Source organism: Azospirillum sp. (assembly GCF_035628975.1).
In the GTDB taxonomy this organism is placed as follows: Bacteria; Pseudomonadota; Alphaproteobacteria; order Azospirillales; family Azospirillaceae; genus Azospirillum.
In genome coordinates this window covers 1-23,847 of sequence record NZ_DASPIS010000118.1, presented here as the reverse complement: position 1 = coordinate 23,847, position 23,847 = coordinate 1, and the positions used below count along the sequence as shown (strand labels likewise).

Below are 23,847 nucleotides of genomic sequence, written 5' to 3'. Positions count from 1 at the left end.
TTGCTAACTATCGGTATCGGCCGGGATTCTCATTCCGTCGCCGCTACCACACATGTCGGAGGACAAGTCATGCCTGTGATCGTTTTTGAATCCGGAGCGCTGACGAAGGAGGTCAAGGCCGAGCTGATCCAGCAGCTGACGGATATTTCCGTGAAGATCACCGGGATTCCGAAGGAGCTTTTCCTGGTGTCGATCCACGAACTGCCGGACGAGGACATCGCGGTTGGGGGCGTCACCGTCAAGGAACTGAAGCAGCGTCTGGCCGAGCAGCGCGCGCGGAACGAGGGCGCCGGGACGGTCTCGGAAGGCTGATCCGGCGCCCCGGCCGGAAGAGGCTTGTCGAAGCTGAAGGGCCGGAGCACGCATCGCCCATCGGAATGGATGCCCTCCGGCCCCGCGCTCCCCGACAGCCCGATGATGATGCGATTTCAAGACCCCAAGACGATCGGCGTCCGAATGAAGATCCTAGTGCTCAGCCAATTCTCCGATATCATCGAGAACGAGGTACCGAAGCGCGACCTGGAGATCGTCTACCACCGCGACGTTCGGACCTTCGACATTTATAAGTTCTATGCCGAATACCCGTTCGATCTGCTCATTTGCTTCGGGTATCTCCGCGTCCTGCCGGTCTCCGACCCGCATTTCGGCAAGGTTCGCTTCGTCAATCTGCACACCAGCCTGCTCCCCTACGGGCGCGGCTTGAATCCGAACTTCTCCAGCTGGCTGAACGGCGAGCCTCATGGGGTGACCATTCACGAGATGGACGGCAGTTACGACACCGGCCGGATCATCTGTCAGAAGAGCCTGAGCTTCGATATCGAGCGCGAGACCCTAAGGTCCACCTACTACAAGAAGATTCTGTCGGCCATCGAGCTTCTGGCTGAAAAATGGGATGACATCATCGCCGGCAACTATGTGACGACGGCCCAACCGGACGGCCCCGGCTCGCTGATGACGCTGCAGAAGTTGCGCTCCTACTCCCACGTCCTGGACGCCTACAACGACCAGCCGTTGATCAACTTCCTGAAGGCGGTCGAGGACGGGCGGATCGTCCCGGAAAAGGCCTAGGCCGGAATCCTCGGCATGATCCGGCTTTGTGAGATGCGCCTCGACATCGGCGCGCCCGGAGGACCACTGGCCTTCGTGACGGGAGCCTACCGCGTGCCGGACGGGGCGGTCTTCGCCCATGGCGACATCGCGTTGCCGGAGGCGTTGCGCAGGGCCGTGCCGAAACGCCAGATCGAGTTCCTGGCCGGACGGACCTGCGCCGCACGGGCTCTGGGGCTGCTCGGCCTCGCACCCGCTCCGCTGCCGGTCGGCAAGCGGGGAGCGCCGCTTTGGCCCGGGGACGTGGTGGGCAGCATCTCTCATTCTCAGGGCATGGTCGTGTGCATGGCCGGGCTGCGCCCCGGTTACCTGGGCTTGGGCATCGACATCGAGCATGTGGTCTCCAGCGACGACGCAACGGCGTTGGCCCCGGACATCGGGACGGAGCGCGAATTCGCTCTGCTGGCGCCGTTCCACGAACGCCGTATGGCGTTCACCGTTCTCTTCTCCGCCAAGGAGGCCGTCTACAAGGCGATCCACAGCCGCGTGCGGCGCGTCGTCGAATTCAACGAGGTCACCTGCACCGAGGCATCCGCGACGGCGCTGAGCTTCAGGCTGCGGCCGGAGCTGACCGAAGAGGCCGGCTTGTTCGGAGAGGTCGGCGTCCTGGTGAAGACGTCGGAAGACCATTGCGTGACGCAGTGCCGGCTGTGACGACGCGGCCCGGCAACCCGCCCTCACACGGCGACGGAGCGCTCCTCCCCCTCGTCCGCCCTGCTGTCGAGCAGATTGCGAAGGGTGGTCAGCGCGCGGGACAGGTCGGCGCGCGACGGTCCGCCGAGGCACAGGCGCAGGCCGGAGTCGCCGACGTCCGGGTCCGGCATCACCGCAGTGGGCGGCGTCAGAATGACGCCCGCCGTCGCCGCGCGGCGGGCCGTCCGCTCGGCGGCGAGGAGAGGCATGGGTAGCCAGGCGTGGAAGCCGGCGTGGTCGCACGGCACGCGCAGTTCGGGCAGAGTCTCGCGGGCCAACGCCATGCGCCACGCCGCCTCCATGCGGATGGACGTGCCGATGGAGACCGCGGTGCCATCGACGACCCAGCGCTCCAGAATGGCGCAGGAAATCGGCGATGCCATGGAGCAGGTGGCCTGGAGCCCGGCGCGGGCCGCGTTGAGGTATGCCGGCGGCACGGCCAGCAGGCCGAGGCGCAGTCCAGGGTTCAGCGTCTTGGAAAGGCCGTTCACATAGAATGTCCGCTCCGGCATGAGGTCGGCGAGCGTCGGGAGGTCGCGCGGTGCGAACAGCGAATAGATATCGTCTTCGACGACGAGCACGTCGTGCGCCCGGCAGACCCGCAAGATGTCGGCGCGCCGGGCGGCTGCCATGCTGGCGCCCGTCGGGTTGTGCAAGGACGGCGTCACGTAGACGGCACGCCGGCCGGCGGCGCCGGCCGTGGCAGCCAGGGCCGCGTCGAGCGCATCGGCCCGCAGGCCCTCGTCATCGAGAGCGACCGGCGTCATGGCGATCCCGGCATGCCGGGCGAGCGAGATCGCGCCTGGATAGGTCACCGCCTCGGTGAACAGCCGGCCACCCGTCCCGAGTGCGACGGCGAAGGCGACGGCCAGGGCATGCTGTGCACCGTTGGTGATGAGCAGCCGGTCGGGCGGAACCTCCATCCGATGATCGGAAAGCCAGCGCGCCATGGTGCGGCGATGCGCGAGGCTGCCCATGGGCGGGTGATAGCTGCCGAAGGTTGCCGCATCCATCTCGCGGGCGAGCGCCTGAAAGGTGGCGGCGAGCAACCGGTCGGCGAGCATTTGCGGCGGCGTGTTGACGGACATGTCGACGACGTTCGCCGCCGCGCCGGTGCCGCCGGCAACGAACATGCCCCGCCCGCGCTCGCTCTTCACCAGTCCGCGGCGCTCCAGCAAGGCATAGGCGCGGGTCACGGTCACCAGCCCGATTCGCAAGCGGTAGGCAAGATCGCGATGCGACGGCAGGCGCGCTCCGGCCGGCACGACGCCCTGGGCGATGTCGTCGGCCAAGGCCGCTGCCAGCCGTTCATGGACCGGGCCGGGGACATCGGCCATTCGCGCCGACCAAGGCGAGGCAAGACGCATCGTAACACCCTAATAGTGTCATATGACACAATAACGTTATGCCCAAGAGTGTCATGGTTTTAGGGTCGCCGCAATGCAGTCGTTCCTTGAGGACGCTTCGATGACGTTCGAACTCATTCTCACCTTTGCTGCATACGCTTTCGTCACTTCGATAACTCCGGGACCGAACAACACCATGCTCCTGGCCTCGGGCGTCAATTACGGGCTGCTGCGGACGGTTCCTCATATTCTCGGCGTAAGCCTGGGTTTCGGGGCCATGGTGTTCGCGGTCGGCTCCGGCCTTGGCAGCCTGTTCGTGGCTTTTCCAGCGCTGCACACCGTGCTGCGCTGGGTCGGGGCGGCATACCTGCTCTGGCTCGCCTGGAGGATCGCCGTTTCGGGTGCGATGAAAGACGAGGCCACGAACGCCAATCCGCTGACCTTCCTTGAGGCCGCAGCGTTCCAGTGGGTCAATCCGAAGTGCTGGGTGATGGCAACGGGCGCCATAGCGACCTACATGCCGCCGACCGGCGACGTGAGCGATCTTATGGTGATCACCGTCCTGTTCTGCCTGATCAACGGTCCCTGCGTGGGATCGTGGGCCGGGTTCGGGGTGGTGCTGCGGCGCTGGCTGAGCGACCCGCAGGCCAACCGGGTCTTCAACGTCGCGATGGCCGTTCTGCTCGTCCTTTCACTTCATCCGCTTCTGACCGAAAGGATGGGGTAAACGCCCGGCCTTCCGCCCCCTCCCCCGCCGCAATTGCCGATCACCATAAACAAAGGAAGAAAGGAAACCATCGTGACCTCCATGAATCGTCGTGCCGTCTTCATGGGCGCGGGCTTTGCCACTCTGGGCCTCGTCGCCGTGTCGTCTGCCGCACACGCCCAGGCGACGGAAAAGCCACCGGCCGCCGCCGCGCCCGCGGGATCGCACCCCGTGACCGTGGTGCTGCGGCTGAGCGCCAAAGATCCCGCGGCCTTCAAGGCGCATCTCATGAAGACGGTTCCCGTGACGCGGGTCGCCTCCGGCTGCCGCTACAGCCACTCCTTTCAGGATCCGCAAAATCCGACCGAGTTCATCCTGATCCAGGGCTGGGACTCAGCGGCGCAGCAGCAGGCTTACGTCGCATGGCGCAAGCAGACGGGTGACCTGAAGCTGCTCATGGATTTCCTGGCAAAGCCACCGATCGTCGAGACCTTCGAGCTTTTCGACGCCTGAATCGTGGTCTTGTCATACCCAAATCCCAGGTAAGCGTTGAACCGCTCCGGGTTTGTCGGAGGCCCCGTTTCCGGAGAGGATGGGGTCTCCATGACCGGCCGTGTCATGCCTGTCTCCCGCAAGATCGCCTGATCACCGCAACCCGCTGGTGAATTCCGCTCTCACGCCGATTTGTGCACCAAAGTCCTGTGCCGTACGATCCGAACGTCCGGTCGTCGCCGTCGGGTGGCGGTGCGGGCCGCGCATGCGTCTCCTCCAAGAGGAAGGGGAACCGCTGCTGCGGCAGCACCACGACGATCAAGCTGGCGCGAAAGCTGACGGAACCCCATATCGGTTCCGGATGCACAGGATGAGGACTTTGTTATGGCAAACAAAGTGGCCCGTGTTACGACTGTTGGGCTTGTCGCTGCTTTCTTTGCAACAACAGCAATCCATGGCGCATCGGCCTGTTCCCGCATCCTGTCGAATACGAATGGTCAGGCCAATGTCGTCGCTCGGACCATGGATCTTTACCGCTCGGATGCTGCGAAGATGGTCGTCTATCCGCGCGGATTGGAGAGGGTTTCGAAGACCGGTGACGGCAAGTCCTTCAACTGGGCGTCGAAACTGGGAAGCGTGGCCGTCACTTCGTTTGGAAGCGCGACGAGCGACGGCATGAACGAAAAGGGGCTCGTGGCCAACCTGCTCTATCTTGGCGACACCAGATACGAGCAGCGTGACGGTCGGCCCGGACTGTCGAATCTGCTATGGGCCCAATACGTGCTCGACAACTTCGCTTCGGTCAAGGAAGCGGTCGAAGGATTGAAGGACGTTCAGATCGTTCCTGTTGCGCACGACGGCAAGCAATGGCCGCTTCATCTCGCAATATCGGATGCCGAAGGGGATTCAGCCATCGTCGAGTTCGTCGACGGCAAAATGGCCGTTCATCAGGGCAAAGAGTTTACCGTGATGACCAACGAGCCGCCGTTGGAGACTCAGCTCAACAACGTCCGGAATTACAAGCTTTTCGGCGGCACGAAACCGATGCCGGGCGATATCGATCCGGAAAGCCGGTTCGTCCGGGCTGCTTCGTATTTGAAAACTTTGCCGCCGGCCAGGAGCGTGCCGGAAGCCATCGCCGGCGCTCAATCCATTGCCCGCACCGTAGCAGTCCCGCCGGGCGCCAAAGATACCTCCGGCGGCGTTGCCGAGGATGCATGGCCGACACTGTGGTTCACGCTGGCCGACTCGACCAACAAGACTTATTTCTTTCACTCCGCCAGATCTCCCAATCTTTACTGGGTCGATCTCGCGAAGATCGATTTCGGGTCGAAGGCAAGCGAACGAGCTATCGATGCGTATGACTGGGCCCTTGCCGGGGACATCACGCAGCGCCTCACCAACACCGATTGAAGCGATTCCGCCAGGTATCGCTCCAGGTCTGAGCTGACGAAGCCGAGGGTCGGCGGGCGGACGCCATGAATTCCGCACAGCGCGACCGCCATATTCAGCGGATCGCCGAGTAGGACCGAATGGGCTGGCAGGCGGCGACCGGCTACGGAAGGTCTACCTGCCCGTCGCGCAGCGACACCGCATGGTCGAAGCGGCCGAAGATCGTCTCGTCGTGCGTGACCACCAGGACCGCGGCCTGCTGTTCAAGGGCGAGCCGGCGGAGCAGGTCCATCACCATGCCGGCCCGTCCGGAATCGAGTGCCGCCGTCGGTTCGTCGGCCAGGATGATGCGCGGGCGGTTGGCGAGCGCGCGGGCGATGGCCACCCGCTGCGCCTCCCCGCCGGACAGCCGCGACGGCAGCGACGCACGGCGGTGCCCGACCTCTAGATAGTCGAGCAGGGCCCGTGCCCGCCGCCGCGCCTCCCCGCCGGAAACACCCGCCAGATCGAGGGCGACGGCGACATTCTCCTCGGCGGTGAGGAACGGCAGAAGATTGTGGAACTGGAAGATGAAGCCGATCTTCTCCAGGCGAAGCCGGCGCAGGTCGGATTTCAGCCAGCGCCCGTCATAGACCGTCTCGCCGTCCAGATCCATGCGGCCGCGCGTCGGCTCGACGATGCAGCCGATCAGGTTCAGGAGCGTCGTCTTGCCGGAACCGCTCGGACCGAGCAGCCCGACCACCTGCCCCGGATAGACCCGCAGGTCCGTGTCCTTCAGCGCGTGCACGGCGGCCTCGCCGCTGCCATAGGTCTTGGCGATCCCCCGAAGCTCGACGAGCGGTGCCGCCATCGGCTCAGCCTCCGAGCGCGGTCGCGGGGTCGACCTTGAGGGCTAGGCGGACGCCAAGCCCGCTCGCCACCACGCAGATGACCAGCACCGCCGCTCCCAGCATCAAGGCATCGTCCGGCAGCAGCAGCAGGCGGCGCGGGAAATGGTCCTTGGCGAGAAGGATCAGCAGCGTGCCGGCGCCCCAGCCGATCGCGCCCATGGCAAGCGCCTGCTGCACGATCAGGGCCACGATGGTGCGGTCGGGTGCGCCGATCAGCTTCAGCGTGGCGATGGCCTTCACCTTGTCCATGGTCAGCGTGTAGAGGATCAGCGCGATCACCACCGCCGACACCGCCATCAGCAGCGCCGTGAACAGGCCGATCTGCCGGCGCGCTTTCTCGACCACCGACTTCAGCAGCAGCCCCTCCTGTTCGCCCTGCGTGAGCGCCGCGACGTGCTTCCAACGCGCCGCCTCCGCCGCCACGCGGGCCTCGGACACGCCGGGCAGCATACGCGCCACCACCGCGTTCACCGTGTCGAGCCCGGCCGGCAGGCCGCCGCGCGCCAGTTCGCGGCGGGCGGCCGGCGGATCGAGTTCGAACTGCAGGCGCTGGCTGTCCCGCAATGTCAGGTGGACGACCGGATCGCCACCGGACGCGACGATGCCGTCGGTCAGCCCGACCACCTCGTAGACGTCCCGCCCCAGCCGCACGCGCTCACCGATCTCCAGCCCGGCGCGACGGTCGGCGAGCATCTCGTAATGGCTGCGGGTGATCGGCCGGCCGGCGGCGAGGCGCCGCGGCTCTCCGGGCCGGCCCGGCTCGTAGCCCACGACGTACAGGCGCAACGTCCGCCCGCGATGCTCCGTTTCCACCGACTGGAAGGTCAGCGAGCCGGCCGCGGCCACCCCGGCCAGTCGCGCCACCGCGTCACGGTGATCGCCGGATATGCGCGAGGCCTCGGCGAAGGGTCCGCGGGTGCCGGATTCGACGATCCACAGATCGGCTCCGGGCTGGCGCACCAGCGTCAGCGCCTCGTCCACCAGCCCGCGGTAGATGCCGATCATCGACAGCACGACCCCCAGCAGCAGGCTCAGCCCCAGGCAGGTCAGCAGGAAACGGCCGAGATTGTGGCGGACATCGCGCAGCGCGAGGTTCATGGCGCCGTCTCCAGCGGTTCGGCGCGCCGGCCCTCGCGCAGGCCGGACACCGCGGCGACGACCGGTCGCGCGCCGTCGGGCAAGCCGCCGCTCACTTCCAGCCGGCCGTCCAGCGTGTGGCGGCCGAAGCTCAGCGTGCGGCGGGCGAGCCGGCCGTCCTCGACGGTCCACACCATGCCGTTGCGCCCGTCGAAACGGTCGACCGCCGCCTGCGGCACCAGCACGGCACGTGGCAGGGAACCGACGGCAATGGTCGCCTCCAGCTGTTCGGCGAGGTGGACGCGGGACGGGCAGACCTCGCATTTCAGGTAGACCTTCCGCTCCTCGGTGACGCGGTCGCTCTCCAGGTCGATGCGCACCACGCGCGCCGCGAAGGTCCGGCCGGGCAGCGAGCGCAGCCGCACCGCCGCCCCCTGCCCTTCCGTCAGGCCGCCAGCCGAGGCCTCGTCGATGTGGACCAGCGCCCACACGCTGTCCGGAGCGATCAGGGTGAACAACGGTTCGCCGGGATTGACGGCGGCGCCCAGCTCCTTGTGGCGGGCGATCACCAGCGCCTCGAACGGTGCGGTCAGGGTGTAGCTGTCGAGCCGCGCGGATTCGTAACGCAGCCGCGCTTCGGCGTCGGCCACCGTGGCATCGGCCAGCGCAAGGTCGGATCGCGCCAGCGCCAGTTCCGCTTCGGCGACGCGCAGGTCGGCGGCACTGTCCTGCGCCACCTCGACCGACACGCTGCCTTTGGACAACAGCTCCTGCCGTCGTCCGGCGGCCTGCCGACGCTTGTCGAGCAGCGAGTTCGCCTTGAGGATGGCAGCCTCCGCCTTGGCGCGCGCCGCGCGGGCCTGTTGCAGCGCGGCCTCCGCCTCGGCGACGCGGGCGTCCTGCTGGCGGGTGTCGAGCCGGGCGAGGACGGCGCCCTTCGGCACACGGTCCTCGTGGTCGGCGAACAGCCCCGTCACCGTGCCGGCAACCTCCAGCCCGACCGCCGAGCGCACGCGCGCCTCCACCGTACCGATGCCGTAGACCTCGATGGCGACGTCATGCTCGACCGCTGCGACGGCGACGGCGACCGGGCGGAGCCAGACCGCCCACCCACCCGCGGCGAGGGCAACGGCGAGCAGCATCAGCACGAGACCCAACCGCCACCGACGCATCACCGGCTTCCTCTTGGCCATTCCCCCAACCGCAGGCATCGTACCCCCCGGCCCCGGCCGTGTCGGTGAGACAGTCACCGAAGCAGCCGGGGCGAAACGCCGCACGTCGTGGACGGAAACGGCCCGTCGGTTAGCCGCAAGCATCGGGACCAGGGCACCGAGACAGCGGCATCGCGGCCACTACGCCGCGGCGACGCGCTCGAGCCTGGCGGGAATGCCCTGGCGGACCGCGGTGCCGGCGATCGGATCGACCCACACCGAGGCGCCCGCCCGGGTCGGATCGACGAGGCCGAGGTCGTTCAGGTTGATGCCCGCGGCGATCTCCGGCACGTCCGGCTGCCGGCGGTCGCCGATCACATGGGCGCGGGCGCCGAATTCCTTGTGCCCGAAGCCATGCTCCACCGCGAGGACGCCCGCCATGACGCCGTGGCGGACGATGGCGGTCGCCGGTTCGGTCCCGCCCGGCGTGGCGATGCGGATGCGGTCGCCAGTCTCGATGCCCAACCGCCGGGCGTCCTCGACGTTCACGCCGACCGGGTTCTCCGGGTGCAGGTGGCGCAGCCGCGTCGCCCCGATCATGTAGGCGCTGACCAGCACCGATTTGGAACTGACCAGTTGGAAGGGCCAGTCCTCCGGCGGGTGGACACGGCTCACCGGCGTGCCGTCGGCGAAGACCGGCGGCATCCAGCTGGCCGTTCCGGTCCACCGCCTGCCGGTGACGCTGCTTTTCGAGGCACCAAGCGCCTCGTTGTAGACCAGCAGCCCGCCCTTGAAGCGGTGGGTCGCCTTGTCGCCCTCGAAGCCTTCGGCCTGGTTCTGGCAGCGGCCGCCGCGGGCGAGGATGAAGGCGACCTTGCGCCACTCCTCCTCTTTCAGCGTGGCCTTCAGCGCAGGCAGGACGCGCTCCACGCCGGACCACGCGATGTCCTCGTCGGAGGCGTCGGGCACCGGCTGCTTGCCGAGCCATGCGATGTTGGCGCCGCCCCGCAGGTACCAGTCCTCCGGCCGGTTCAGGGGATGCCTGTTGCCCTCCATGTCCTCGATGGCGTCCGGGCCGAAGCCCGGCAGGCCCAGGCGCCGGGCCGTGGCGATCAGGAAGGTCTCCATCTGCACATGCTGCCTGTCCGCCAGCGCGGCGGTGCGGGAGTCCACCACCGGCCAGCGCGCGGTCGTCGTCTTGGTCGGCACGCCGGCCCAGGGCGAGGCCCAGCCCCAGGTCTCGTACAGCACCGTGTCGGGCACGATGTAATCGGCGAAGGCCGAGGATTCATTGATGAAGGGGTCGATGGCCACGATCAGCGGCAGCGCCTTCGGATCCTTCAGCTTCGCTTCCACCGCCGCGCGGATTCCGGGGATGCCATAGACCGGGTTGCTGTTCCACAGGAACAGCGCCTTCAGCGGGTATGGATAGCCGTCCACGACACCGCTGGTCAGATACTCGGTCGTCAACTGCGGCGCATTGGGGTACCAGGGCGCCTTTGCCGGATAGGGCTTGCCCGCCTCCTTCTTCGCCTTGAACTCCGACGACTTTTCATAGGGCACCGGACGGCTGATCGCGGTGCCGGACGGCTTCACGGCGCCGGGGAAGCTGGCGAGCTTGTAGCGCGGGCCGTCCTGCTCGTCCGGGAACCGGCCGCCGCCGAAGATGGTGCCGCCCTTCCAGTTCAGGTTGCCGATCAGCGTGTTCAACGTGACCACGCCGAAGGCGTTGTAGAAGCCGTTGCCCGCCATCATGCCGCCATGGGCGTTCGCGGCGGCCTTCTTGCCGTGGCTGGTGAACTCGTGCGCCAGACCGGCGATGACGTCGGCCGGGATGCCGCAGATCTCGGCATAGCCGCGCAGGTCCATCCTTGAGGCCTCGTCGCGCAGCAGGGTCAGGCTGGTCTTCACGGCGAGGTCGCCACCCGGCGCCGCCACCCTGCCGTCGTGGAACAGCGCCGCCGGTCCCGCCAGGACATCGTGGGCCGCAGGCGTGCCTGCCGGGTCGAGCACCACGAAGGCGTCCCTGTCGCCGTACCGCTCCTTCTCGTCCAGCGTCACCCACCCCATGTCGGAGGCGCGCAGCATGCGGCCCTCGCGCGGGTGGCCCTTCTGCACGATGACGAGGTGAGTGGCGTTGCACCAGCCCGCCTCGCCCGCGGCCTCGGCAGCCTTGCCGTTGGGCTGGGACAGGTAGTTGGCGTCGATGCGCCCATTCTCGAACATCCAGCGCATCAGGCCCATGACCAGTGCGCCGTCGGTGCCCGGCCGGATCGGGATCCAGTTGGAGCGTTCGGCCGCCGCGCGGTTGTCGGCGTTGGTCAGCACCGGATCGACGACGACGTAGTTCAGCACGCCGTCGGTGCGCCCCTTGGCGAGCAGCATGGCCTGCCGCTTGAACGGGTTGCCCGCGTTCGACGGCGCGGTGCCGATGAACAGCACGAACTCGGCGTTCTGCAGGTCCGGCTTGGCATGCGGCATCTTCTTGGCGTCGCCGAACACGGCACCGGAGCCGGAGCGATATGCGCCGCCGCAGTAGGAGCCGTGGCCGGCGAAGTTGATGGTGCCCAGCGCCTGGTTGAAGAAGCGCCGCACGAACGGCTCGCGCCCGCCGTTCACCGACGACAGCAGGGCCACCTGGTTGACCTTCGGTCCCAGTTCCGGCGCCGCCGGGTCGATGGGAGTCTTGATGTCGCGCAGAGCCTGCAGACCATCGACATGCCCCTCGCCGAACAGGTCGCCGCCTTCGGCGATCTCCTCGACCAGCTTTTCGAAGGCGATCGGCTCCCACTTGCCCGAGCCCCGCGGCCCGACGCGCTTCATCGGCGTGGTGACGCGGAACGGCGAGGTCAGCATCTCAAGCGCCGCGTTGCCGCGCCCGCAGGCGGTCGAGCGGCCCTGAAGCCCCTTCTCGTCCAGCCGCGACAGCGACTTGAAGCTCTCCCTGATCGGCGTGCCATAGGGCAGGAAGGGGTCGGTGGACAGCGGGCTGTAGGGGTTGCCGGCGACGCGCAGCACCTTGTTCTTCTCGACGTCCACGCGAACGCGCACGCCGCACAGCGTGGTGCAGCCGAGGCAGGCGACGTTGGCGACGATCTGGCCGGGCGTCAGGGCGATGTCGCCGCTCTTCGGATCGACGCAGAACTCGGGCTTGGGCGCATTGCCGGAGATGGGGTGGTCGGGCTGTTCCCCGGCCCAGGCGCCCTTCACCAGCTTGCGGCCGGTTTCGGAGAATCCGCCGACAAAGGCGGCGAGCGCGCCGCCCGCGGCGGTGGTCTTCAGGAGGAGGCGACGGGTGATGGACATGATGGTGACTCCGTTGATCCCCTGCGCGGTTACTCGGCAGCGGCCACTGTGCGGTCGGCGGTATGAGCGGCACGGACCGGGCGGGGCGCCGATTGGGGCGGGGTCGGCAGGACGGCGGTGATGACGAGCAGCAGGAAGAGCCACAGGCCGGCGGTGCCGATGATCCCGAGCAGGCCGTCCGGACCGGCCGGAAGCGCGTACTCGTAAAAGCCGGCACCGGTCTTCGGCACGGTCTGGCCGCCGATGAAGACGGTCCAGCGGAACATCCAGGCGCTGTGGACGGCGATCAGGCCGGTCAGCAGCCCCGTCCCCGCCGGCTTGGCGACGGCGACGACGAAGGGCACCACGGTTGCCAGCACCGCCCAGACGGCGGTCACCCGCCATGCCTCGGAATTCGCCACGCTTTCCAAAGCTTCCGCATGCGTCCGGTCGATCCCGAACAGGCCGAGCGCCAGCCACAGCCCGCCGACCGCCATCACGGCGCCGAGGAACCCGGCGAGCAGCCGGTTCGCCCGGGCCTCCACCGCACGGTCGTTGTCGACGGCGAAGCGGTTCAGGATCAGCACCAGACCGGCGGCACCGACCAGCGCGGTCGTCAGGAATTGCACCGGCAGGAAGGGGGTGTGCCACAGCGGGCGCGCCTTGACCACCGCGACCTCGGCACCCGTGTAGAGGGCCACGAGGACGGCTCCGGCGAGAACGACGAGACCCGTATAGCGGATCAGCCGGTCGTCGCGCCCACCGCCCAGCGCGGCCAGTCGGTAGAGCGCGGCGAGGCGGCTGTCCACCCGGCCATGCTCCTGCAACTCCTCGCGGAAGCAGGTCCAGCCATAGACCAGCAGCCCGGTCACGTAGAAGGGAATGATCAGCGATCCCCACCACATCCAGGACGTCGGACGGAGCACGGCGTAGAAATGCCAGAAGCGGCCGGGCTGGTGCAGATCGGACAGCAACGCGACCGGTGCGGCCAGCCCGCAGGTCAGCGCCACCAGCAGAGCGACGCGGCCGAGCTTGCGCCATTCGTCATTCGCGAAAGCGTAGCCGGGCAGGCTCAGCAGCACGCCGCCGACCGACAGGCCGATCAAGAAGAAATACTGCACGGCCCAGGGAAGCCACGCGACCTCGCGGGTCACGTTGATGATTTCGACGATGTTCGTGTCCATCACGCATGCTCCTTCTCGACGTGGGCCTCGGCATGCGGCTGGGCGCTCGGTCGCCACAGTGTCGGCGTGCCGTCCACCTTGCCTTGGAACTTCGGATCGAGACCGATATAGAAGACCCGCGGCTGGGTGCCCTGCTCCGGCTTCAGCACCTTCGGGTCCTGCTCGCGGATCAGCTTCGACACGGTGCTGTCGGGATCGTTCAGGTCACCGAAGATGCGTGCGCCGCCGACGCAGGTCTCGACGCAGGCCGGCAGCAGCCCGGCGTCCACGCGGTGGACGCAGAAGGTGCATTTGTCGGCGGTCTGGGTCTCGTGGTTGATGAAGCGCGCGTCGTAGGGGCAGGCCTGAACGCAATAGGCGCAGCCCACGCACACCGTGTTGTCGACCACAACGATGCCGTCCTTGCGCTGGAAGGTGGCGCCGGTCGGGCAGACGGGGATGCAGGGCGCGTCCTCGCAGTGGTTGCACAGGCGCGGCAGCATGTAGGAGCCTGTCTTGCCCTGCTCCGTCACCTCGTAGGTCGAGACGATGGTGCGGACGCTGTTCTCCGGGACGTCGTTCTCCATGATGCAGGCGACGGTGCAGGCCTGGCAGCCAACGCACTTGCGCACGTCCACCACCATCGCCCAGCGGTGCGCCGCATCGCCGCCCTTGCGCGGCCCGGCAACCTCGCCCGAGACAGCTTCACCGGGAGCGGCCGCGAGCGTGGCCGCTCCCACCGTGGCGGCGCCGATGCCGCGACAGAAGTTGCGCCGTGACTGGTCCATGATCGACCCCTTCGCACCTGATCCTCAGCGCCTGCCATTCAGCAGGCGTTCTCGTGCAAAGGTACCGGCGGCACTGCGCAGCTCCCATTGGGAGCTTCCCCAGACTTTTTAGGGATATCCCCAGTGACATCATGCCGCGGCTTGCGGCGCCGATGCGGCCTCAATCCGTCTCGATCAGCAAGCGCGTCAGATCGGCGACGGATCCGACCTCCAGCTTCTCCATCACGTTGTGGCGGTGGACCTCGACCGTCTTCGGACTGAGGTTGATCTCGGCGGCGATCACCTTGTTCGGCTTGCCAGCCACCACCAGTTCGGCGACCTGCCGTTCCCGCGGTGTGAGACGTGCCAGGCGCGCCTGGACGTGGGCCTTGCGGGCCTGCAGCGCCGCGGCGCGTGTGGATTTCTCCAGCGCCTCATGCACCCGGTCGAGCAGCACCTGATCGTTGAAGGGCTTCTCGATGACGTCGACGGCGCCCGCGCGGAAGGCCCGTGCCGCCATGGGCACGTCGGCATGGCCGGAAATGACGATCACCGACAGCAGCGAGCCGCAGCGGGCGAGGGTGTCCTGCAGTTCCAGCCCGCTCATGCCGGGCATGCGCACGTCGGTCACCAGACAGCCCGGCCGGTCCGGACGGATGACGCCAAGGAACGCCTCGCCGGAGGCGAAGGTCTCCACCGGCACACCCAGCGCGCCGACCAGCCACGCCAGCGAGTGCCGCATCGCAGGATCGTCGTCCACGATGTAGACGGTGCGGTTCGCGTCAGCCATGGTGCTGGTGCTCCTCTCCGGACGGCGGGGCTCCGTTCGCGACCGGCAGAACGAAGCGCATGACGACACCGCCCCCGGGATTGTCGGTCGCCCGGAGATTGCCGCCATGGGTTTCCACAATGCTGCGGCAGATCGACAATCCCAAGCCCATTCCCCCTGCCTTGGTGGTGAAGAACGGGTCGAACAGCCGGCTGCGCGCCTCTTCCGACATGCCATGGCCGTGGTCGGCGACCGCAACCTCCACCCGCCCCTCCCCATCGCGCCCGCTGCGGACGGTCACCGTGCGGTCGGAGGGGCCGGTCGCCGCTTCCGTCGTGGCGTCGAGGGCGTTCTTCACCAAATTCAGCACCACCTGCTCGATCTGCACACGGTCGGCCGGCACGGGTGGAAGATCGTCACCGAGGGACAGGATGATCGGAACGTTGCCGTTGCGCGCCTGACCCTCGCACAGCGCTACCGCCGCACGAATGGCATCGTTCACGTCGATCGGTTCCAGTTGGGAGGGCCGTTTGTGCACGAAGTTGCGGATGCGCGCGATGATTTGGCCGGCGCGGTCCGCCTGCTCCGCGATGGCCCGCGTGACCTCCAGCAGTTGGTCCGGGTTCCCCGTCCCCGCTTCGAGGCGGCGGGTGCATCCGCGGGCGTAGTTGGCGATGGCCCCAAGCGGCTGGTTGAGCTCGTGCGCCAGATTGCTGGCCATTTCGCCGAGGATGGACAAGCGGGCGACATGGTCCATCTCCTTCTGCCGCTCGCGCGCATCCTCCTGCGCCCGGCGGCGCTCGGCCATCTCGTGCACGAGGTCGCGGTTGGCGGCGCGAAGTTCGGCGGTGCGGACCTTGATCAGGTGCTCGACCCGCAGCGAATGGATCGCCCACCACAGCAGGGCCAGCATGCCCACCGCCAGCCATTCCCAATGTTCGCGGGCGAGTTCCACCAGCGAGACCTCGCGCAGGTGGCGATAGGGCCCGATGCGCAGGGATCGGAACAGCGAGTGGACGGATTGGTAATCGAGCGGCACCGTCCAGCCCTCGTACCCCGCGGCCTTGGCCGCCGGGTGATCGGCCGGCATCTCGAACAGCGCGACGACGACCGCCTTCGCCAAATCCTCCGGCGTCGAGGCCAGCCGGGCCAGAGGCCAATCCGGGTAGAGATCGGTCGATACGGCGCAATCGAAGCCCGGCACCGTCTTCGGCGCCAGGACGCGGAAGCGTGCCGGGTCCAGGCGGCCTTCCGCCGCCAGTTCCTCCAGCAGGCAGGCCCGCAGCACGCCGGCATCGGCCGTGCCGTCCCGGACCGCGAAGGCGACGCGGTCGACGGGAAAGCCGGAGAAGCGGAGTTCCTTCAGATCGCGATAGGGGTCGACACCGGCCTTGAGCATCTCGCCCCAGGCGATCTGAAAGCCGCCGAAGGCATCCGGGTCGCCGGCCAGGACGGTCCGTCCCTTGATGTCCGCCAGATCGCGGATGTCCGTGCGCTCCGCCCGGACGATGATCGTCGAGCCGATCGACGCGCCGGACGCCCCGGCACGGGATGAATGAAGCGTGGCGACTCGGGTGACACCATAGCGCGCCTCGAGCTCCACGTAGTTGCCGGTGTTGGTCAGCACGAAGTCGAGGGATCGAGCGCGGACGGCGGCGTCCATGCCGGGCAGGTCCAGCGGCACCATTTCGGCACCGCGGTCGGGAAACCGCTCGGCCAGATAGCGGACGGTCGGTTCCCAGGCGGCGTTCGCATGGTCACCGCCCCGATAGGCCAGCACGCCGACGCGGACGGGCGGCTCGGCTGCGGCTGCATCAACCATTGCCAACCCGGCCCACAGGGCGACGAGCGCCCCGGCCAACGTCGAGCGGCTCGGTCGGGGCATGGTGCGCATCATTTCCTCGGGCCGGCATTGGGACGACAGACCGGGAAGTCCGGTCGCGCGGTGTCCGGCGCGACGCCGCGCGATGGATCACCCCGCTGGGCGCCGCATACACTCTTCCGCCGTCGCTTTCAACCGGCCCGGGATCACATATGGCGCGTCCCCGTGCCTGTTCGGCCCATCACTCGACCACCGCGGAGATCAACCGCGAGCGGTACGCGCTCAAGGCCACGCGCGGCGATTCCCGGAGGCTCGATACGATTTCCCCGGACACGACCCCGCGCCAACGCGCCGAGGCAGCGTCGGATGCGGCCATGATGTGACCCTACGGGACCACTGCCGGCCGCCGGTCCGCGCCCTGCGACAGGATGCCCCACCGTCGTCACATTGACGCGCGGGGTCCGGCAGGCGCGATAATGCGCTTATTAGCATAAGCGGGTGAAAGCATGGGCGTGGATGCGGTGACCTCCCTGATGTCCGTCCTCTCCGACCCGACCCGCCTCGGCGCCTTGCGCCTGTTGTGGGATGGGCAGGAACACTGCGTGTGCGAACTGATGGACCGTCTTGCCGCCACGCAGTCCCGGATGTCCCGTCACATGGCCGCCCTCAAGAGCGCCGGGCTCGTCGTCGACCGTCGCGACGCCCAATGGGTCCGATACCGCCGCAACCCGGCGCTCAGCCCGCGGATCGTCGCCATCATCGATGCCGTGATCGCCGCGATGGCCGCAGAACGAAAGGAAGCGGCATGAGCACCGAAACCTCTCTGGTCCCGCAAGCGGGATCGCCACCGCCGAACCCCTGGCTTTGGAGCGCCGCCACGGCGGCTGCCCTTGCGCTCTGGTTCGTGCTCTACAGCCAGCTCGTGCCCGTCTCGAACTGGGTCGTGTCGCAAATGCCGCTGGAGCGCGGCAGCCGCCTGGAAGACGCCATCCGGTTCTTCGTTTACGACACGCCCAAGGTTCTGATGCTCCTGACGCTGGTCGTGTTCGCCATGGGCGTGGTGCGCAGCTTCTTCTCGCCGGAGCGCACGCGGGCCTTGCTGGCCGGACGGCGCGAGGGGGTCGGCAACGTCGCCGCGGCGGGCCTCGGCATCGTCACCCCCTTCTGTTCATGCTCCGCCGTTCCGCTGTTCATCGGATTCGTTTCGGCCGGCGTGCCGCTGGGGGTCACCTTCTCGTTCCTGATCGCCGCGCCCATGGTCAACGAGGTGGCGCTCGGCCTTCTGTTCGCGCTGCTCGGCTGGAAGGTGGCCCTCACCTATCTCGGTTTCGGGCTCGCCGTCGCCATCCTGGCCGGCTGGGTCATCGGCCGCCTGCATCTGGAAGGTTGGCTGGAGGAGTGGGTGCGGGACATCCGCTCCGGCGTTGTCGATCTGCCGGTCGCCAAGCTCTCCATCGTCGATCGCATCCAGGCGGGCATCGACGCGGTCAAGGACATCGTCGGCAAGGTTTGGCTCTGGATCGTCGCGGGGATCGCGGCCGGGGCCTTCATCCACGGCTATGTGCCCGCCGATCTGCTGTCCGGCATCATGGGGCGGGATGCGTGGTGGTCGGTTCCGGCCGCAGTCCTGATGGGCATTCCCATGTACTCGAACGCCGCCGGGATCATCCCGGTCGTCGAGGCGCTGATCGGCAAGGGCGCGGCGCTCGGCACAGTGCTCGCCTTCATGATGTCGGTGATCGCGCTGTCCCTGCCGGAGATGATCATCCTGCGCAAGGTCCTGTCGCCGCGCCTGATCGCCGTGTTCGTCGGCGTCGTCGGGCTCGGTATCCTCGCCGTCGGTTTCCTGTTCAATGCCCTGTTCGCCTGAGAGAAGGAACAAAACCATGAAGGACGTGAAGGTTCTCGGACCCGGCTGCAAACGCTGCCGGACGACCGAAGACATGGTGCGGGCGGAAGCCGAACGGCTGGGCGTGCCCGTCCATGTGGAGAAGGTGACCGACTATGCGGCCATCGCCGGGTACGGCATCGTCGCGACACCGGGCATCGTCATCGACGGGAAGGTGGTCCATGCGGGCGGCCTGCCGAAAGCGGAGGATGTCGCGAAATGGCTCAGCACATAACCGGCTTCGCCCTGGGAGCGAGGCTTCTGGTCTCGGTGGTTGCGTTGCTCCTCTCGGCGTCGGCGGGCGAGGCAACGGACCTGCACCGATTCTGGGAACAGACCTGCGGGGACTGCCATGCCCACGCCGGTCCTTTCGCCCAGCGGTTTCTGACGGTGAAGGACGGCAGGCTCCAGGGCGGCCATTACAAGGACGACCTGCTCGTCTTCCTGGGAAATCACCATCTGCCGCCGAATCTCGTTCAGCCGATGTACGAGATGCTGCTCGCCCAGGCCAGCACATCGCCCCGCTTCAAGGAACAGTGCGGTCGCTGCCACGAGTCCGCCGCCGACTTGGCGCGGGAATCGCTGGTGAACCGTGACGGTGTGCTGCGGGGGCGGGAAAGCGGTCGTCCCGTCGCCGATTTCCTGCCCCGTCACGCCAAACTCGGCCTGACGCCGGAAGACGTGGTCTTTTTCACCGACCTGCTGACGCGGGTGGAACGGGAGGTTCATGGGGCCGACTGAACGGCGTCCGGGACCGGAACGCCGCGAAGCCGGTGCAGGAATCAGTTCGGGCCTATGCTCCGCGGGGAGACAGATCAGCCGCCACGGCGAAGATATCGGCGTCAACCCCGGTGCCATCGGGATGCAACCGGTCACGTCCCGGATTGTCATAGACGACGATCAGCCTCCGCTCCGAATTGCCGGCGCCGCCCGGCAGCCATGCGATTCCTTCGGCATGGTCGAAGCCGGTACCGAAGGGCACGTCCAGCACGCGGGTCAGGCGGTCGCGCGGAATCACCGTGGGGGCATCCGCGTCCAGGCAGCCGGACCAGCGCCAGACATGGACCGGCCCGTCCAGATCCATGGTCGGCCCGGCGAGGATGAGGAGGTCGTCGCCGTCAAAGGTCAGTTCGCGAATGCCCAGCCCGTCCAGATCGATGAAGCGCTTGCGATACTCCGGGGGCTTGCCGTCCGGCATCCGGAGTTTCAGCCGGTCGGAGCCGCTGCCGACAATGCGGAGGTCCAGGATGCAGGCCCAGCCGCGCAGCACCGGTCCACGCAGGCCGAGGAACACGCGGTCGCCGCGCACCGCGATGCCTTCGATGTCCAGCCCGTTCTCCTTGGCCGGTATGTGAACGAAGCGCCCGATATGCTCGTCGTCCTTCAGCGCCTTCGCCAAGGCGTTGCGCTTGCGGCCCATCTTCACACAGGCAGCCTGGCGGCCTTCATGCCGGCGCACCGGATCGAACACGCCGTCGCCGATGGCGGCGAGCGGGATGCGGCCGAGCAGGCAGCGATTCGCCTCGCGCTTGACCTCAGTCAGCCGCTTCAGGCAGTCGGCGCCGCTGTGCTCCTGCGGTTTGGGCTTGCGGCGGGCGAGGCTGTGCGAACCGACCACCCACAGCCAGCCGTCATCGACCGCCAGCCCTTCGATATCCGCCTCACCTTCGGAACCGGCGGGCAGATCGAAGAAGTCGGTCAGGGCGAAGGATCGGTGGTCGGCGTAGTGCCCATCGGGACCGGCGATCAGCCGTTCGATCCGCGCGCCCTCATCGGAGGCGACGAACAGGCAGCGCCCGATGGCCACCGCGACCGAGATGTTGCTGCGGACAGGCTTGTCCAGCGCGGGATCGACCGCGTCATGCGGATGGAAGGAGAGGCGCAGGCGGGCGTCCGGCGTGGCGGCTGTATGGATCATGGTGGTACAACGCGCAACGCGCCGAAATGGATCGCCGGGGCGCGACGGGCCACTCGGATTATCCATCCCTGTCGGATCAGCGTGCGCAGCATCCAACTCCTTCGGTGTCGCGCGTCAGGTCGAGCAGCGTTCCGACCACCGGCATATGGATGAAGCAGCCGCGCACCGGGGATTCCGTTGCCTCCTCCACCGGTTGGCAATAGAGCGACAATTGCGGCGCCCGCGCCAGATGGAGGTCGGCGAGCTGATGCGGCTCGCCACGACGGCACGCTTCGGCTGGGCCAACTGTGGGCCGGTATGGGTTCGACGGAGTTGCGTCTCCGGGCGGTGCGCTGTGGCGATGTGGATGTAGCACGGCGTCATTTCGCCCTGGCCCCGGTTTTAGAGAGGCGGCCTCGGGAGGATGCGGCGCGGTCATGCGGGGTGGATCGGCAGACGCTGCGGGATTGGGTTCACCGCTACAACGCTCACGGCGTGGCGGGGCTGCGGGATCGCAAGACACCGGGTGCCAAGCCCAAGCTGTCTGCGGAGCAGGAAGCGGAGGTGGCGTCCTGGGTCCGCTCCGGCCCGACTCTCTCCGAGGATGGCGTGCTGCGGTGGCGGGCTGCCGCGCCGCCCGGGGTTCCGTCGCCTGTCGGTGCGTCCCCAGCATCCTCAGCAGGATGACGAAGCGCTTGAGGAGCACAAAGAACTTCGCTGCCCTGGTTGCCGGCATCCTCCCCGACACTGCCAAGGGTAAGCTGCTGGAACTCTGGTGGCAGGACGAAGCCCGGGTCGGCCAGCAAGGGACCCTGACCCGGGTGTGTGCCGCCAAGGGGCAGCCGGCGACGCAGACCCACGACTACACCCGGCATGGCACGACGACGCTGTTCGCGGCGCTCAACGTGCTGGACGGCACCGTGCTCGGCCAATGCGCAGCACGCCACCGGCATCAGGAATTCATCCGCTTTCTCAACGTCGTCGAGGCGGCGGTGCCAGTCGGCAAGGTGGTGCATGTGATCCTCGACAACTACGCCACCCAGAAGCACCCGAAGGTCCGCGCTTGGTTGGAGAAGCACCCGCGCTGGGTTTTCCATTTCACCCCGACCTCGGCGTCCCGGCTGAACGCAGTGGAGGGTTTCTTCGCCAAGTTGACGGCCAAACGCCTGCGGCGAGCCAGCTTCCGCGGCATCGTGGACCTGCAGGCCGCCATCCACCGCTTCATTGCCGAGCACAACAAGACGGCCAAGCGTTTCGTCTGGCCCGCCGATCCAGACCGCATCATCGCCAGCATCAACAAGGCTAAACGAGCGTCAGGCGCGGACCACTAGCGTCTGGATCCGGTGCGGGTCATGCCTGCCTCCTTCGCCGCTTCGGTCCGGTTACCCCTCGAAGCTGGTTCCGAGCGGCAATGCGGAGAAACGGATGAGCCGGCTGTCGGCGACGCCTGCCTGACGGTGCGCCATCGGCTCGCGATAGCGCGGGTCGCGGAGCATCTCCACGAACGCCGCCGGGCTGGGATATTCGGCGATAAAGGTGATGTCCCACGCGGTATCCGGCGGACCCACCAGGGAGAGTTCGCCCCCCCGCGCCACAGGATGGGCCCGCCAAGCTCGGGAAAAAGCCGGCGCGCTCAGCCGGCTGTACGCCTCGTAGGCCTGAAGGCCCGTGGCGTCGGGGCCGTCCTGGTAGGCGGCCCGCCCGAGCAGGCGGATGAGATTGAGCATGTGCACCGGACCAGGCCGATCAGCGGCCCGGAGCGTTTCGGAGACTTGCTTCGTGAAGCTGGTATAGCCTTCCATCTTTCAGTTCCTGACCGTGGATGACCACGTACCGCCATAGGCCGGAACCCGCCGGGCGATCCAGGCGTCGAGCCCCTCGCGCAGGTCGGCGGTCGGCGCCATCCGGGCGAACTGCTCGGCCTCCACCAGCAATCCTTCGCCGATGGGCAGATTGACGCCCCGCGTGACGGCGGTGAGGATGGTGGCGACGGCGAGCGGCGAGTGGACGAGGATGCGCTCCAACAGCGCCCGTGCCGCCGGCAGCAGCTCCTCGTGAGGAACGACGGCGTTGACGAGTCCCAGTTCCAGCGCCCGGTCGGGTGGGAAGCTCTCGCCGGTGAGAAGCAGCTGCATGGCACGCTTTCGCCCGGCCAGCCGCGGCAAGCGCTGTGTGCCGCCGAAGGTGGGCGGCATGCCGAGACGGATCTCGGGCTTGGCGAAGACAGCGCGCTCGCTGGCGATGGCGAGCGGTGCGGCTTCCGTCACTTCGCAGCCGCCGCCATAGGCGAGACCGTTGACCGCCACCAGGATGGGTTTGCGAAAGGCTTCGATGCGGGCGGTGAGCCGCTGGCCGCGTGCTACGAAGTCCCGAAGTGCCGCTTCGGGACCCTGTGCCACGGAACGTGAGAATTCGGGGATGTCGCCGCCGGCGGAAAAGGAGCGCCCGGTTCCGGTGAGGATCACCCCACGCACTTGGAAATCGTCCTCTATCCCGTCGAGAGCGGCGAGCAAGGCGTCGATGGTCTCGTAATTAAGGGCGTTCAGCTTTTCCGGACGGTTGAGCGTCAACGTCGCAATCGCTCCGCTGATTTCCTTAACGACACACTCGGTCATGATCGACTCCTCCTTGCTGGTGAGAAGGACAGGATCGCCGCCGAAGCTGCTTGAGTATACTCACTGTACGGTATACTTTCGATGCCATGCCACGTTATGCGGACACGCGCGGACGGATCATCCAGGCCGCCTCCAAGCTCTTCTATGCGGAAGGTATCGGCCGCGTCAGCGTCGATGCCGTCGCCGAAAAAGCGGGGATCACCAAGCGCACGCTCTATTACCATTCTATTACCATTTCGAGAGCAAGGATGAACTCGTCGCCGCCTATCTCGACGCGCGCGACCAGCCCAACCTGACGCAGATGGCGCGCTGGTTCGCCGATGCCGAGGGCGGGACCGGGGCAAAGGTCGCGTCCCAGCGCGTGGTTTCTGAGGCGTGAGGCTGGCCCGCCGGAGCGCTCCCCCATAGCTGGCGCAGGCGGGCCGGCCGTTCGGAAGCGGGCGGTCACTGTGTTCTTCGGCTAAGTTGAGGTTGCTTGACGACCATCAACCGTAACGGAGACCACGATGACCGAGGACAGGATCGCTCTTCAGGAGCTGATTGGGAAGAGTGCTGACGCTGACTTGCTTCACGCGAGATGGTCGGCTTCGCCGCCCAGCGCCTGATGGAATTGGAGGTCGAGAACCTGTGCGGCGCCGGCTATGGCGAGCGCAGTGAGGATCGGCAGACCAAGCGCAACGGATACCGAGATCGCACCTGGGAGACCCGCGCCGGCGCCATCGACCTGCGCATCCCCAAGCTGCGGCGCGGTTCCTACTTTCCGGCCTTCCTGGAACCACGGCGCACA

The 23,847-nt window shown here is 67.4% G+C and carries 23 protein-coding genes and 2 pseudogenes; 13 read left to right on the top strand and 12 right to left on the bottom strand.

Annotated features, from left to right (window positions below; translation table 11 throughout):
- Window positions 1-69: 69 nt before the first annotated feature.
- Genes dmpI through VD964_RS25105 form a run of 3 tightly spaced genes read left to right on the top strand, consistent with a single transcriptional unit; the run spans window position 70 to window position 1,761 of the window.
- Window positions 70-312: a 4-oxalocrotonate tautomerase DmpI gene (dmpI, locus tag VD964_RS25115; protein ID WP_149224374.1), complete on the top strand. Its 243-nt coding sequence runs from the start codon at window positions 70-72 to the stop codon at window positions 310-312.
- Window positions 313-336: 24 nt separating this feature from the next.
- A complete protein-coding gene (locus VD964_RS25110; RefSeq protein ID WP_324871211.1) occupies window positions 337-1,068 on the top strand; it encodes a formyltransferase family protein in 732 nt (243 codons plus the stop codon).
- 15 nt (window positions 1,069-1,083) lie between these two features.
- A complete protein-coding gene (locus VD964_RS25105; protein ID WP_324871210.1) occupies window positions 1,084-1,761 on the top strand; it encodes a 4'-phosphopantetheinyl transferase family protein in 678 nt (225 codons plus the stop codon).
- 23 nt (window positions 1,762-1,784) lie between these two features.
- On the opposite strand, the gene VD964_RS25100 is transcribed toward VD964_RS25105, so the two are convergent.
- Window positions 1,785-3,137: a PLP-dependent aminotransferase family protein gene (locus VD964_RS25100; protein ID WP_324871209.1), complete on the bottom strand. Its 1,353-nt coding sequence runs from the start codon at window positions 3,135-3,137 to the stop codon at window positions 1,785-1,787.
- 130 nt (window positions 3,138-3,267) lie between these two features.
- Here VD964_RS25100 and VD964_RS25095 point away from each other — a divergent pair, with 130 nt between their 5' ends.
- The 3 genes from VD964_RS25095 to VD964_RS25085 all read left to right on the top strand — a co-directional run bounded on the left by VD964_RS25095 (window position 3,268) and on the right by VD964_RS25085 (window position 5,757).
- Window positions 3,268-3,873 (top strand): LysE family translocator, encoded by a 606-nt coding sequence (locus VD964_RS25095; protein ID WP_324871208.1) that lies wholly within the window; start codon window positions 3,268-3,270, stop codon window positions 3,871-3,873.
- 81 nt (window positions 3,874-3,954) lie between these two features.
- A complete protein-coding gene (locus VD964_RS25090) occupies window positions 3,955-4,365 on the top strand; it encodes a putative quinol monooxygenase (RefSeq protein WP_324871268.1) in 411 nt (136 codons plus the stop codon).
- A gap of 363 nt (window positions 4,366-4,728) precedes the next feature.
- Window positions 4,729-5,757 (top strand): linear amide C-N hydrolase, encoded by a 1,029-nt coding sequence (locus tag VD964_RS25085; protein WP_324871207.1) that lies wholly within the window; start codon window positions 4,729-4,731, stop codon window positions 5,755-5,757.
- Window positions 5,758-5,899: 142 nt separating this feature from the next.
- Here VD964_RS25085 and VD964_RS25080 read toward each other — a convergent pair whose 3' ends face one another.
- From VD964_RS25080 to VD964_RS25045, 8 genes are all read right to left on the bottom strand, one after another.
- Window positions 5,900-6,586: an ABC transporter ATP-binding protein gene (locus tag VD964_RS25080; RefSeq protein ID WP_324871206.1), complete on the bottom strand. Its 687-nt coding sequence runs from the start codon at window positions 6,584-6,586 to the stop codon at window positions 5,900-5,902.
- 4 nt (window positions 6,587-6,590) lie between these two features.
- On the bottom strand, window positions 6,591-7,724 hold the full coding sequence (locus VD964_RS25075; protein ID WP_324871205.1) for an ABC transporter permease: 1,134 nt from the start codon (window positions 7,722-7,724) through the stop codon (window positions 6,591-6,593).
- On the bottom strand, window positions 7,721-8,896 hold the full coding sequence (locus VD964_RS25070; protein WP_324871204.1) for an efflux RND transporter periplasmic adaptor subunit: 1,176 nt from the start codon (window positions 8,894-8,896) through the stop codon (window positions 7,721-7,723). The genes VD964_RS25075 and VD964_RS25070 overlap by 4 nt, the downstream gene beginning before the upstream one ends.
- A gap of 159 nt (window positions 8,897-9,055) precedes the next feature.
- On the bottom strand, window positions 9,056-12,160 hold the full coding sequence (locus tag VD964_RS25065) for a molybdopterin-dependent oxidoreductase (RefSeq protein WP_324871203.1): 3,105 nt from the start codon (window positions 12,158-12,160) through the stop codon (window positions 9,056-9,058).
- Window positions 12,161-12,189: 29 nt separating this feature from the next.
- Window positions 12,190-13,323 (bottom strand): NrfD/PsrC family molybdoenzyme membrane anchor subunit, encoded by a 1,134-nt coding sequence (gene nrfD / locus VD964_RS25060; RefSeq protein ID WP_324871202.1) that lies wholly within the window; start codon window positions 13,321-13,323, stop codon window positions 12,190-12,192.
- Complete coding sequence (dsrO, locus tag VD964_RS25055; RefSeq protein ID WP_324871201.1) at window positions 13,323-14,090, bottom strand: sulfate reduction electron transfer complex DsrMKJOP subunit DsrO; 768 nt, start codon at window positions 14,088-14,090, stop codon at window positions 13,323-13,325. Before dsrO ends, nrfD begins: the two co-directional genes overlap by 1 nt.
- Before the next feature lie 160 nt (window positions 14,091-14,250).
- A complete protein-coding gene (locus VD964_RS25050) occupies window positions 14,251-14,859 on the bottom strand; it encodes a response regulator transcription factor (RefSeq protein WP_324871200.1) in 609 nt (202 codons plus the stop codon).
- On the bottom strand, window positions 14,852-16,723 hold the full coding sequence (locus VD964_RS25045) for a sensor histidine kinase (RefSeq protein ID WP_324871199.1): 1,872 nt from the start codon (window positions 16,721-16,723) through the stop codon (window positions 14,852-14,854). Before VD964_RS25045 ends, VD964_RS25050 begins: the two co-directional genes overlap by 8 nt.
- 443 nt (window positions 16,724-17,166) lie before the next feature.
- Here VD964_RS25045 and VD964_RS25040 point away from each other — a divergent pair, with 443 nt between their 5' ends.
- Genes VD964_RS25040 through VD964_RS25025 form a run of 4 tightly spaced genes read left to right on the top strand, consistent with a single transcriptional unit; the run spans window position 17,167 to window position 19,289 of the window.
- Window positions 17,167-17,469 carry a metalloregulator ArsR/SmtB family transcription factor gene (locus VD964_RS25040; RefSeq protein ID WP_324871198.1) on the top strand — a complete coding sequence of 101 codons (303 nt, stop codon included), beginning with the start codon at window positions 17,167-17,169 and terminating at the stop codon, window positions 17,467-17,469.
- Window positions 17,466-18,530, top strand: a complete 1,065-nt coding sequence (locus tag VD964_RS25035) for a permease (protein ID WP_324871197.1) — start codon at window positions 17,466-17,468, stop codon at window positions 18,528-18,530. Before VD964_RS25040 ends, VD964_RS25035 begins: the two co-directional genes overlap by 4 nt.
- 16 nt (window positions 18,531-18,546) lie before the next feature.
- Window positions 18,547-18,783 carry a thioredoxin family protein gene (locus VD964_RS25030; protein ID WP_324871196.1) on the top strand — a complete coding sequence of 79 codons (237 nt, stop codon included), beginning with the start codon at window positions 18,547-18,549 and terminating at the stop codon, window positions 18,781-18,783.
- Window positions 18,768-19,289, top strand: a complete 522-nt coding sequence (locus VD964_RS25025) for a hypothetical protein (RefSeq protein WP_324871195.1) — start codon at window positions 18,768-18,770, stop codon at window positions 19,287-19,289. Before VD964_RS25030 ends, VD964_RS25025 begins: the two co-directional genes overlap by 16 nt.
- A gap of 52 nt (window positions 19,290-19,341) precedes the next feature.
- Here VD964_RS25025 and VD964_RS25020 read toward each other — a convergent pair whose 3' ends face one another.
- Window positions 19,342-20,466: a DUF3616 domain-containing protein gene (locus VD964_RS25020; RefSeq protein WP_324871194.1), complete on the bottom strand. Its 1,125-nt coding sequence runs from the start codon at window positions 20,464-20,466 to the stop codon at window positions 19,342-19,344.
- A gap of 297 nt (window positions 20,467-20,763) precedes the next feature.
- Between VD964_RS25020 and VD964_RS25015 the strand changes: the two are divergent.
- Window positions 20,764-21,776: pseudogene (locus VD964_RS25015) on the top strand (IS630 family transposase).
- A gap of 51 nt (window positions 21,777-21,827) precedes the next feature.
- On the opposite strand, the gene VD964_RS25010 reads toward VD964_RS25015, so the two are convergent.
- Both VD964_RS25010 and VD964_RS25005 read right to left on the bottom strand, forming a co-directional pair.
- Window positions 21,828-22,247, bottom strand: coding sequence for a DUF1330 domain-containing protein (locus VD964_RS25010; protein ID WP_324871193.1), 420 nt, complete (start codon window positions 22,245-22,247; stop codon window positions 21,828-21,830).
- Between the two features lie 3 nt (window positions 22,248-22,250).
- Window positions 22,251-23,060 (bottom strand): crotonase/enoyl-CoA hydratase family protein, encoded by an 810-nt coding sequence (locus tag VD964_RS25005; RefSeq protein ID WP_324871192.1) that lies wholly within the window; start codon window positions 23,058-23,060, stop codon window positions 22,251-22,253.
- 86 nt (window positions 23,061-23,146) lie between these two features.
- On the opposite strand from VD964_RS25005, the gene VD964_RS25000 reads away from it, so the two are divergent.
- Both VD964_RS25000 and VD964_RS24995 read left to right on the top strand, forming a co-directional pair.
- Window positions 23,147-23,356, top strand: a complete 210-nt coding sequence (locus VD964_RS25000; RefSeq protein WP_324871191.1) for a helix-turn-helix domain-containing protein — start codon at window positions 23,147-23,149, stop codon at window positions 23,354-23,356.
- 210 nt (window positions 23,357-23,566) lie between these two features.
- Window positions 23,567-23,847, top strand: a pseudogene (locus VD964_RS24995) (transposase); the annotation flags it as partial.